This window comes from Methylacidimicrobium cyclopophantes (assembly GCF_902143385.2).
Classification (GTDB): domain Bacteria; phylum Verrucomicrobiota; class Verrucomicrobiia; order Methylacidiphilales; family Methylacidiphilaceae; genus Methylacidimicrobium; species Methylacidimicrobium cyclopophantes.
Map to the genome: position 1 here is coordinate 1 of NZ_CABFUZ020000156.1, position 10,640 is coordinate 10,640.

Here is a 10,640-nt window from a genome sequence, read left to right on the forward strand (position 1 = left end):
GCTTCCTTCGACCGGTTTTCTCTTGGCGGTCGCAGCCGCCCCGAAAGAGCTCCTTCTTTCCCTAGCCTACGACTTTCCGCGGCCTCTGCTCCTGGCCGTCCCGGATAGCGGCCTTTCCGGAGAAGAAGCCGCCGAACTCCGGCGCCAGGGAGTGACCGTCTTCGGCGAAGAAGAAGCTGCCTCGATCACGGGCTGGCTCCGCGAACGCACGGAGTCCGGACAGGTCGTGGCCTTGATGGAGGAGATCCGGGCGGACCCGGATCACACGACCCATCCCCCGAATCCGGTCTTCCAAAAAGTGTTCGGCGGATATTCCGGAACGGTTTGCCCCGCATGGATCGACCTTTTGTGGGTTCGCCTCTTCCGTCGCTGGTCCCTGTCCAAAGGCGGCAGCAAGGAGTCGTCTTTGGTTTACGTGGGTCCCCCCTGCCCGGTGCCGACTCCCTCTCTCGATTGGCTCGTCAAAAGCTGGTATGATCTCGGAGAACGGGCGCTCTCGAGCCGCCCGGAGATCGAAGGACACCTTGGGGCGGCCTGCTTTTTGGCGCTGCGCCGCGCGCGTTCGCGCGTCGTGCTGACCGACGGATTCCAAGAGGGACGCGAGCTGACCGGCGCGAAGATCCTGGCCGCCGGCCTACGGCTCGCTCGATGGCTGCGTCGCTCCGTTCCCGAAGCGCGCGTCGGTCTCGTTCTGCCGCATGGGATCGGGGCCGCGGTCGCCAACGTCGCCTGTCTCTTCGCGGGCAAGACGCCGGTCAACCTCAATTTTACGGCCGGACGGGCGATGAATGGAGTGGCCATCCGAAATGCCGGACTCCGAACGATCCTCACGGCGGATGCGCTACGGGCGAAGCTCGTGGACTTTCCGTGGACGGACCGAACGGTCGATCTGCGCACACTCTTGGCCGGCTTTTCCCGTCTCTCTTTCCTCCGGGATCTCCTTATCGCCGCCTATTTCCCGACCAAGCTGGCAATTCGGCTGGCGGGAATTCCCACCCGCGGCGGAGATCGGGAAGCGACCCTTCTTTTCACGAGCGGCACGGCGGGAGATCCCAAGGGTGTCCCTCTCTCCCACCGGAATCTGTTAGCCAACGTCGGTCAAATTGAGGCGATTCTCGGTCAAATCCGGATTGCTCGGATCTTGGCCTGCCTGCCGGTCTTCCACAGTTTCGGGGCGACGGCTACCCTCTGGTGGCCTCTCCTGGGCGGTCCGCAGGCGATCACCTATGTGAGTCCGATGGAGGCGGAGAAGCTCGCCCAATTGATCGAAGCATACCGGATCGACCTCCTCATCACCGCACCCACTTTCCTTCGAACCCTGCTGCGGAAGGCCGAACCCAACCAGCTGCAAAGCCTCCGCCTCGTGATCGTCGGATCTGAGAAGCTGCCGCAGGCGTTGAGCGCGGAATTCGAAGCCAAATTCGGCGCCCCGGTCTGCGAAGGTTACGGGCTCACCGAAGCCTCTCCGGTCATTTCCACCAACCTCATGGATCTCCGTTACCCGGCCGGCACGCCACCATACAGTGCGAGGAATCGACCTGGAACGGTCGGTCGAATCGCCCCGGGGATCAGCGTGCGCGTCCGCCATACCGAGAGCGGCGCAGATCTTCCTCTCTCGGAGCGAGGCATTCTCTGCTTTCGAGGGGCCAATATTTTCGGAGGCTATCTCGACGATCCGCTCCGGACCCAGGGGGCGCTCTCGGCCGGCTGGCTCTTGAGCGGGGATGTCGGACGCGTAAATGACGAAGGCTTTCTCCAGATCGAAGGGCGAATCAGCCGGTTTTCCAAGCTCGCTGGAGAGATGGTGCCGCACGGAACGGTGGAAGAAGCCATCCTCCGCGCTTTCGGCCCGGAATTCGGGGAAGGCTTCGAAGTCGCCGTCGTGGGCATCCCCCATGGGAAGCGAGGAGAGGAACTCGTCCTTCTATCCAATCGACCGCTGGCCACCTGGGCCCTCCGACGGAAGCTGGCCGCACAAGGGCTCTCCGCGCTGTGGAGCCCGCGAAGGGTGATCGTGCGGGAAGAGATCCCCAAGACCCCTCTGGGCAAAATCGATTTTCGCAAGGTTCGGGAGATCGCCCTCACCGAGGCGGAGTAACAAGCATCCCGCCGAGGGATCGGCTGCCTATCCGGCATGGATCGCTTCTCGCAGACGCTTCCTCGTTGAGAAAATCCGCGAAGCACCGCCGCCCAAGAGGTCACCCAGCGCACCGAGATCGCCCCCTCGCATCCCGCTCGCTTCCAAAAGTCTGCGTTCATAGCGCTCCAGCAAGATCAGGGAAGGCGGATGCGTTTCCAAATAGGTGAGCGCCTTGCGCAACAGCTCGTAGAGCTCGGGGAAAGGAGAACCCCGCTCCACGGAAGCGCCGGCCAGCTCGCCGAAATATTGTGCGCAGGAGAAGGTGGCCCAGTCCCTGCGAAGCGAGAGAAAAGGATTTTTGACCCGCGCCTCCTGGAAGAGATGGAGATCTCCCGTCCGAGGGACGAGCACGGCGATCTCGCAGAGGTAAAAGAGATCGAGCGGCGAACGCAACGGGCTTGAGGATCGTTTCGCCCCCTTCGCCAAGGCCTGGATCCATCCCAAGTCCCGAGTCATCCAGCCGAGAATCCAACTGCTCTCGGAGTAGGAATGGCGGCGCAAAAGGATCCCTTCGGTCTGGCGCTCCCGATCCATCGTTCACCGATCCCGTAAGGAATTTCTTCCGCGGAAAGCAGTGCCGGCCGCCCGTGCGAGAGCAAAGACGCGGCTCTGTTCCGCCTCCATTCCCCGCCGATCGTCCGCTTCCTGATCGTTCCATCCGGCCAGGTGGAGAAACCCATGAATTCCGTAGAGGAGTACTTCCTCCTCCGTAGTCAGGCTGTGGCGCGGCGCCTCCTTTTCGGCGACCCAAGGGCAGACGATCACTTCTCCATAATCAAAGGAGAGAACGTCGGTCGGCCCTGGTTCCCGAAGCAACTTGAGGTGCAATGCCGCCATCGCCCGGGGAGAGACCAGAGAGAGCTCAATGCCCGGCGGAAATGGTTTTCCCCGGACCCGGATCTGTCGAAGAGCCATTTCCCATCGGAGCAGCAAGGCTCGCCGAGAGAGGCGTACCTGACGTTGCCGGTTGAAGAGTTCGAGCTTCGGAACCATCTCTTTCCTTCTGCGGATAGCGAAGACGACTATGCAACATCGTCTTCAAGGTAAAGCTCAGGCTTCCTTCGATCGAGCGCAACTCCTTGAGCGTGAGATCACATTCGTCCAACTGGTGGCTGCTGAGCTTCCGCAACACCAGCTCATGCACCATCTGCTCGATCCGTTGCGCGGTCGGCCGCTCCAAACTGCGGGAGGCGCTTTCGACGACGTCGGCGAGCATGAGGATTCCGGTTTCCCGCGTCTGCGGCTTAGGACCCGGATACCGAAACTGGCTCTCGTCGAATCCCGGCACGTCTTTTTCCGAAGCTCCTAAGATGCGCACGCCCGCCTTACAGTCTTCGATCGTCCGCAGCGCCCGGTGATAAAAATAATAAACCAGGGAATCTCCATGGTGCTGCTCGATACCATCGATGATGGGGCGCTTCAAATGGTAGCGCTGGGCGAGCTCTACGCCGTCCTTTACATGGGAGAGAATCACAAGAGCGCTCAACGACGGAGAGAGCCTGTCGTGCGGATTTTCCCCTCCGTCCATGTTTTCGGCGAAATACTGGGGATTGACGAGCTTCCCGATATCATGGAAGTAGGCCATGACGCGGCAGAGTGCCGAATTGGCCCCTATGGTCTGCGCCGCCGCTTCCGCAAGATTCGCCACCATGAGGCTGTGGTGATAGGTTCCCGGAGCCTCGGCTGCAAGGCGCCGGAGCAAAGGATGGTTCAAATCGGAAAGCTCGAGCCATGTAAAGTCCGTGTTGACGCAGAAGACTTCTTCCATGAAGGGGAGAATCGCGTTTACGAAGACGCCGGTGAGTAGGCCGAGAACCACGCTCCAAGCGCCCTGCTCGATCAAGACCTCGCTCTCCGTTTCCCCGACATAGCCAAAGGCCACGGCGCAGACGAGGCTGACGGCCCCCACCGCCATTCCCGCTTGAATGAGATCCCTCCGACGGCGAACCCGCTGGGTCATGTAGACGCCCACGAAGCCCGAGACGAGATTGTTCACCAGAAGCGGAATGCTCTGGTTGATCAAGACCGCGCTGAAAAGGGAGGAAGCAAATACCGTAAAGAGACCGGGAAACGCTCCGAGAAGCGAGGTCGTCAGCAGGGGAGCGAACGCGGTGGGAACATAGAAATAGAGCGCACGAAATTCTCCCCCCGGCTGATGCATCGACCATAGATAGATTCCCTTGCCGACAAACAGGTTGATTAGAACGGCTATCAAGACCAGCGCGAGCTTCGAATTGCTCTCGAAGAGCTCCGGAAGCCCGATTCGCATCGGGATGAAAATCCCCGCCGCCAGGACGGTCGTCAGCAAGACGACCGCATAGGTGGGATGGGCATGGGACCAGGTCCCGCAGACGACGCAGAGAAGCGTGAAGAGCAGGAAGATGAGGACGCGGACTCCTTTCTCCTTTTCCAACTTCTCCCGCCATTTGGGACAACTCGTCCCCCGTCGGGATCGACCGCAGGCCAATCCCTTGCGCACCAATTGCCAGCGATCCCAAAAGCTCATTGATCCGCTCGCCGTCTCCCCCGCTCCCGATGGGTGCGGTACGCTTCCAAGATCCTCCTCACGAGATCGTGGCGGAGGACATCCCCTTCCGTGAGCTCGCAGATGGAGATCCCTCGCTGGCCTTGCAGCACCGAGATCGCCTCGAGCAAACCCGAATGACGACCGCGGGGGAGGTCGATTTGCGTCGGGTCTCCGGTGACCACGCAACGAGAATCAGGACCCATGCGGGTTAAAAGCATGAACATCTGCTCGGGGGTCGTATTTTGGGCCTCATCCAAGATCACGAAGCAGTGAGAGAGGGTTCTGCCTCGCATGAAAGCGAGGGGTGCGATCTCGATCCAGCCGCGGCTCAGGTACCGCTGCAGCTCTTCGGGAGGAAGCATCTCCTCCAGGGCGTCGTAAAGAGGCCGCAGATAGGGGAAGACCTTCTCTTCCAACTGTCCCGGAAGAAAGCCCAAGGCCTCGCCCGCCTCGACAGCAGGCCGCGTGAGGACGATCCGTTGCACCTCTTGCGCCCGATGCGCCGCTACCGCCGCGGCGACCGCCAAGTAGGTCTTGCCGGTTCCCGCCGGGCCGACGCCGAAGACGAGCTCGTGGCTGCGCAGCGCTTCCAGGTAGGCTCGTTGGCCGGGAGTGCGGGCGACGATCGACGCCCCGTTGGTCGAAGGACGCAGGCCCTCCTTGTAAAGAGTCGCCAGGTCGATCCCCTCCCCTCGTCCTACGGCATCCACGGTATATCGCAGCTCCCGTTTCCCGATATTCACACCCCGATGGCGGGCATCTTCGAGCTGGCGGAAGGCTTGCCTCGCCTTCGCGACCCCATCGGCGTCGCCCTCGATGCGCACCCATCCTTCGCGGGTGGTCACCTTCACCGAAAAGGCTTCCTCGAGAATGCGCACATTCTTCGACTCATTTCCGAGGATGGCGGCTACGTCCCTCGGTCCATCGAATGCAAGCGTTTCTCGTGTCATCACTTCGCCGCGTTAGATCCTCCGCAACAGAGTAACGGGAAATCCCCGATCGGCCCCGCGGCACAAAACAAGACAGGAAAACGACGATGACGAATCCGCCGAGCCAAGGCGCAAGCCTTTGACATTTCGATTCGAGCTTTTTATCCAAAAACAAACTATCTTCAAGTCCTCACTCGTGCAAACCGAAATCGGCGAGCCTTCCGGCCCCCTCCTCGCGAATTCCTGACTTGAGATGAATCTCCTCTTTGCCGCAACCGAGCTTTCACCCTATGCGAAGACGGGCGGGCTGGCCGACGTGTTGGCCGCTCTCCCCGCCGCGTTGCGCCATCGGGGCCATTCCGTTGCTTGCGTGCTTCCCCTCTTCCGGTCGATCCGGGAAACCCTTCCGGGACTCAGACCCACCGATCTCGTGCTGCATGCACCCTTGGGCACCGGCACCCAGAGCGCCCGGATTTGGGAAGGTCGGACAGACCGGGACATTCGACTCTTTTTGGTGGAAAAGGACGAATTTTTCGACCGCACCTACCTTTACGGCCCGCCGGGGAAGGACTACGCCGACAATGCGAGCCGCTTCTTTTTCTTTTCGAAGATCATTCCTCTGCTCGCCCAACATATTCGACCGGCGCCGCAGATCCTCCACCTCCATGATTGGCATACCGGCCTCGTGCCGGCTTATATTCGTGCCGGCCATCTCCCCTTTCGAACGGTCTTTACGATTCACAATCTCGCGTACCAGGGGCACTTTTGGGGGTTGGACTTTCCTCTGACCAATCTGCCGCCCGATTATTTTTCTCCGGCGGGAATCGAGTTTCACCAGCACATCAACTGCCTGAAGGCAGCCATCGTCTTCGCCGATCGTCTGACGACGGTGAGCCCGCGCTATGCCCAAGAGATCCAAACGGAGGAATTCGGGTGCGGGCTCGCCGATGTCCTGCGGCTGCGGAAATATAAGCTCACCGGCATTCTCAACGGTGCGGATTACAGCCGATGGGATCCTCGCAACGACCCGGCTCTGCCCGTTCCCTATTCCGCGTCCAACCTGAGCGGAAAGCAGCACGCCAAGGATCTGCTGGCGAAGCAGCTTGGGTGGGCCCCTTTTCGCACCCCTCTCTTCTGCGCGATTTCCCGACTGACCGAACAAAAAGGAATCCCCCTCCTTTTGGAAATCCGCGATGAGCTCATGAAGGAAGAAGGCCGGCTGGTCGTCCTCGGAGAGGGCGATCCCGAACTGCAGGAGAGACTGCGCAATCTCGCCCGGGAGCTTCCCGATCGGATCCAGGTCCGCATCGGCTTCGACGAGGCTTTTGCGCATCTCCTCACGGCGGCGGCCGACTTTCTTCTCATGCCTTCCCTCTTCGAACCGTGCGGGCTCACCCAACTTCACGCGCTTCGCTATGGGACTCTTCCGATCGCCCACGAGACCGGGGGGTTGGCCGACACGATCCTCCCTTGGGATCCGGAGACCAGACAAGGAACAGGTTTTCTCTTCCAAGCTCCCACCGCGAGCGCCTTCGCCGATGCCGTGAAGAGAGCCAAAACCGTCTACCGCGATCCCCCATCCCTTCGGGCAATGCGTCAAGCGGCTATGCGCCAGGAGTTTTCCTGGGACCGGAGCGCGGCAGCCTATGAGGAGCTCTACCGCCAGCTCGCCGACTGAATCCTTACGGAACCGAACGAGCTTCCTTGGAAGCTCCCGACTCCGGAAGAAGCCGGGCGGCGAAACGCAAGAAGCCTTCCGCCTGCTCGCGCAAGCGTTTTGCAACATCGGGCGCTTCGATCCTGCCGGTTTTCCCCAAGAGAAGATCGATGTCGGAGAGGAGGACCGGATAGGGATAGAGATGGGCCCTCCGATAGAGCAGATGGTTCTGCATCTGCTCGACCGCACGCAGGCCCCCGAAGCGGCCGCGTGCCACGCCGACCAGGCAGATCGGTTTGCCTTCCAATGGGCTCGGATGCGGCAGAAGGTCGAAGAAGAGCTTGAGGATCCCCGGAAAGCTCCCGTTGTATTCCGGAAGCGCGAGGACGATCCCCCGCGCCGCCTCCAGTAGGTGGGCAAAGCAGCCGACTTCCGCCGGTCTCTTGCCGTAGGCCGACGGACTCCCCACTTCGGCCGACAAGAGTCCCAGGTCGATGGGATGCACTTCCTGCCCGAGCTCGGCGTAGAGACGGATCAGTTGCGCTCCGACAAGCCTCGTCCGGCTTCCCAAGCGATTCGTGCCTATCAGGATTGCAATCACGATGCGCTCATCCTGAGCAACTCTCTCCTCCGAAGGCAAGCCGCGCGTCCCGTGCCGATCGCGCCGTTCGGGAGCCGAGCGGCAAAAAAACTTGTCGGCATGCTTCCGGCCTGCTTTGTTGCCGTCCATCGAAAGGACCGCAATATGCGCATCGGCGTTCCAAAGGAGAGAAAGACGGGAGAAAATCGAGTCGCCCTCACTCCCGCAGGGGCTCACACCCTGGTGCAGGCGGGCCACCTCGTCACCGTAGAAACGGAGGCGGGGTTGGTGAGCGGCTTTTCCGATACGGAATATACCCGGGCGGGGGCCAGGATCGGCAGCTGGGAGGAGTGCTGGCGGGCGGATCTCGTGGTGAAGGTCAAGGAACCGGTCGAATCGGAGGTCGCGTTTTTCCGCAAGGGGCTCCTTCTCTTTTCCTATCTGCATCTTGCCGCCAATCGCTCTCTCACCGAGACGATGGTTTCTCAGGGAGTGACCGCCCTCGCCTACGAAACCCTCCAGCTTCCCGACGGGAGCTTACCCTTGCTCATCCCCATGAGTGAAGTAGCGGGAAGGGTGGCCGTCCAAGCGGGAGCGCATTTTTTGGAAAACGCGCAGGGAGGCTCCGGAATCCTCCTCGGGGGAGTGCCCGGCGTTCCTCCGGGGCGAGTCGTGGTCGTCGGAGGCGGAACCGTCGGCACGCAGGCGGCGCGTATCGCCTCGGGCATGGGAGCGGAAGTGCTACTCTTCGATCAGAGCTCGGTTCGCCTGCGCTTTCTCGACGACCTTTTCGGAGGCCGGATTCGAACCGCCGTGGTCACGCCATATTATTTGGAAGAAGAGCTCCAGCGAGCGGATCTGGCGATCGGAGCGGTTCTCGTCCCCGGAGCTCGAGCTCCGAAGGTGATTTCCCGAGAGATGATTCAGCAGATGAGGCGAGGATCGGTCGTAATGGACATTTCCATCGATCAGGGCGGCTGCGTCGAAACCGTGACGCATCCTACGACCCATGACGATCCGGTCTTTTCCGTAGACGGAATTCTCCATTACGCGGTGGGCAACATCCCCTCCGCAGTTCCTCGCACTTCCACCTTTGCCCTCACCAATGCGACCCTTCCCTGGGTCCTCACCCTCGCTTCGGCGGGCATCGCCGCCACGGAAACGAATCCAGAGCTCCTTTCGGCGATCAACACGATGGCCGGAGAGGTAACCTGTCCGGGCGTTGCCGAGGCCTTCGGATGGAAGGCGGTGGATCCCAAGAAGATCCTGCATTGACGGCTTTCCCGTTCCGGGAGAGCTGGGCTTGTCACCTCTGTCGATTCCACCGGTCGGTCGCATATCTCTCGCGCTCGAGCCGCTCCGCAAGCTGTCGCTCCTCGACGCCGAGCTCATCCGCAACGAGTTCCACCGCCAGGGAGCGGGAAAATCCTTCGGGCAGCGCGGAAGCGATCCGGGAGCGTCCGGCCGCTTCCGTCCAAAGGATGCTCCCCTGATGGAGCAGCCCTTCCCGGGTGCGCCGTTGGGCAGCCCCGGCCACTTTCCTTCCCGCTGCCATCACATCGAAGCGGACCGCGCGGACAAAGCATCGTGCGGACGGACGCGGGTCGCTCTCCGGAGCCAGTCCGGCTCGAATCCCGACGGAAAAGAGCGCCTGGCAGACGGCGGTATGGAAAATGCGGTAGGCATCGAGAGTCGAGAGCCGGGCCATTGGATGGTCCCCGGGAACGATCACCGTATAGGTTAGGTCGGCGGCATGGTCGACCAGTCCACCTCCGGTCCACCGCCGAACAAAGGCCCTTCCCTCCGGAACTTCCTTCCAACTCTGAAAGTAGCCGATGCTTACGGCGCTTTCTTCCCACGCGTAGATTCGAAGGAGAGGATGGGCAGACGATCGAAGCAAGGCTTCGTCGACGGCCATATTCCAAGCCCGTCCTCCGGGGCCGTGCCGGAGGAGGCGCCATCGCCCCTGCGCCCCGCCGGACGCGGAAGGAAGCCGCTCGGTCATCTCTTTTCGCTGACCCGGAAGAGATCGAGCCAACCGCCCTCTTTTTTGCTTTCGCCGGCAAGGTGGCGGTCGAGGAAGTTTGCCGCAATGTTCCACGCCGCCTCCGCGCTCACCGGATCGTAGCCCGGACTTCGGGGATCGGAAAAACTGGCTCCGGCCGGAAAGACATGCAAGTCAAAGGGCTTATGCTCTTCTTCGAGGATCTTGCTGAACTGGAGAAGCTCCTGCTTCGGTATCGTAGGATCATGATCGCCGTAGATGCCGCAAACCGGGACCTTGAGTTTCGCCAGCTTCCCGCGATCCAGCTCGAGCGGGCCGTAGAACAAAACTGCCGCATCGATTCCCTTGGTCGTAAAAAGGGTTTCGAGCACAAAGCCCGCACCGATCTCCCAACCCATCAATGCCACCCGATCGGTTCGGAACCGGGGGCTCTCCCGGACGAATCGGAGGCCCGCCTGGATCACGCGAAAGGACGACTCTCCGCGCAGGGTGCGCTCCAAATCGGCGGCGATGTGCGCATCGGTCGGGACCTGCCCGTTAAAAAGATCGACGGCGAGAGCGACGAATCCTTGACGTGCGAGTCGATCGGCGGAGAGCTTGATTCGGTCGTCCAAGCCCCACATTCCGGGAACCAATACGACCGCGGCGGCCGGAGGCCTGTCGGGAATTGACAGGTAGGCCACATCATCGGTCCCGAAGTCGCTCAGCCGGACCATGGCTCCGCGAAGGGCGGGTCGGGCCGCCTCGACGACGGGGGGAGCCGAGGCTGCCGGGAGAGCTGCTGCGGCAGGGGCGACCGCCT

General features: G+C 61.5%; 10 protein-coding genes. 3 read left to right on the plus strand and 7 right to left on the minus strand.

Annotated elements, in window-relative coordinates; genetic code table 11:
- Positions 1 to 2,098 (plus strand): AMP-binding protein (locus FN369_RS07285; protein WP_142525517.1); only part of this gene is annotated, 2,098 nt, incomplete at its 5' end.
- Positions 2,099 to 2,125: 27 nt separating this feature from the next.
- On the opposite strand, the gene recO is transcribed toward FN369_RS07285, so the two are convergent.
- The 4 genes from recO to FN369_RS07305 are packed head-to-tail and all read right to left on the minus strand — an operon-like array spanning position 2,126 to position 5,617.
- Complete coding sequence (gene recO / locus FN369_RS07290; protein ID WP_142525518.1) at positions 2,126 to 2,674, minus strand: DNA repair protein RecO; 549 nt, start codon at positions 2,672 to 2,674, stop codon at positions 2,126 to 2,128.
- A 3-nt stretch (positions 2,675 to 2,677) separates the two neighbouring features.
- Positions 2,678 to 3,055: an rRNA maturation RNase YbeY gene (gene ybeY, locus FN369_RS07295; protein WP_142525526.1), complete on the minus strand. Its 378-nt coding sequence runs from the start codon at positions 3,053 to 3,055 to the stop codon at positions 2,678 to 2,680.
- A complete protein-coding gene (locus tag FN369_RS07300) occupies positions 3,003 to 4,646 on the minus strand; it encodes an HD family phosphohydrolase (protein ID WP_142525519.1) in 1,644 nt (547 codons plus the stop codon). Before FN369_RS07300 ends, ybeY begins: the two co-directional genes overlap by 53 nt.
- Positions 4,643 to 5,617 (minus strand): PhoH family protein, encoded by a 975-nt coding sequence (locus tag FN369_RS07305; protein ID WP_142525520.1) that lies wholly within the window; start codon positions 5,615 to 5,617, stop codon positions 4,643 to 4,645. Before FN369_RS07305 ends, FN369_RS07300 begins: the two co-directional genes overlap by 4 nt.
- A gap of 232 nt (positions 5,618 to 5,849) precedes the next feature.
- On the opposite strand from FN369_RS07305, the gene glgA reads away from it, so the two are divergent.
- Positions 5,850 to 7,274 carry a glycogen synthase GlgA gene (glgA, locus tag FN369_RS07310; RefSeq protein ID WP_142525521.1) on the plus strand — a complete coding sequence of 475 codons (1,425 nt, stop codon included), beginning with the start codon at positions 5,850 to 5,852 and terminating at the stop codon, positions 7,272 to 7,274.
- Between the two features lie 4 nt (positions 7,275 to 7,278).
- Here the strand turns inward: glgA and FN369_RS07315 are convergent, their stop codons facing one another.
- Entirely contained in the window at positions 7,279 to 7,983 is a 705-nt protein-coding gene (locus FN369_RS07315; RefSeq protein WP_142525522.1) for an NADPH-dependent FMN reductase, read from the minus strand.
- A gap of 15 nt (positions 7,984 to 7,998) precedes the next feature.
- Here FN369_RS07315 and ald point away from each other — a divergent pair, with 15 nt between their 5' ends.
- A complete protein-coding gene (gene ald, locus FN369_RS07320; RefSeq protein WP_142525523.1) occupies positions 7,999 to 9,108 on the plus strand; it encodes an alanine dehydrogenase in 1,110 nt (369 codons plus the stop codon).
- 31 nt (positions 9,109 to 9,139) lie between these two features.
- Here ald and FN369_RS07325 read toward each other — a convergent pair whose 3' ends face one another.
- Together FN369_RS07325 and FN369_RS07330 are read right to left on the minus strand one after the other, a co-directional pair.
- On the minus strand, positions 9,140 to 9,838 hold the full coding sequence (locus FN369_RS07325) for a lipoate--protein ligase family protein (RefSeq protein ID WP_142525524.1): 699 nt from the start codon (positions 9,836 to 9,838) through the stop codon (positions 9,140 to 9,142).
- Positions 9,835 to 10,640, minus strand: an 806-nt coding sequence (locus tag FN369_RS07330) for a dienelactone hydrolase family protein (protein ID WP_142525525.1), incomplete at its 5' end; no start/stop codon positions are given. The genes FN369_RS07330 and FN369_RS07325, both read right to left, overlap by 4 nt.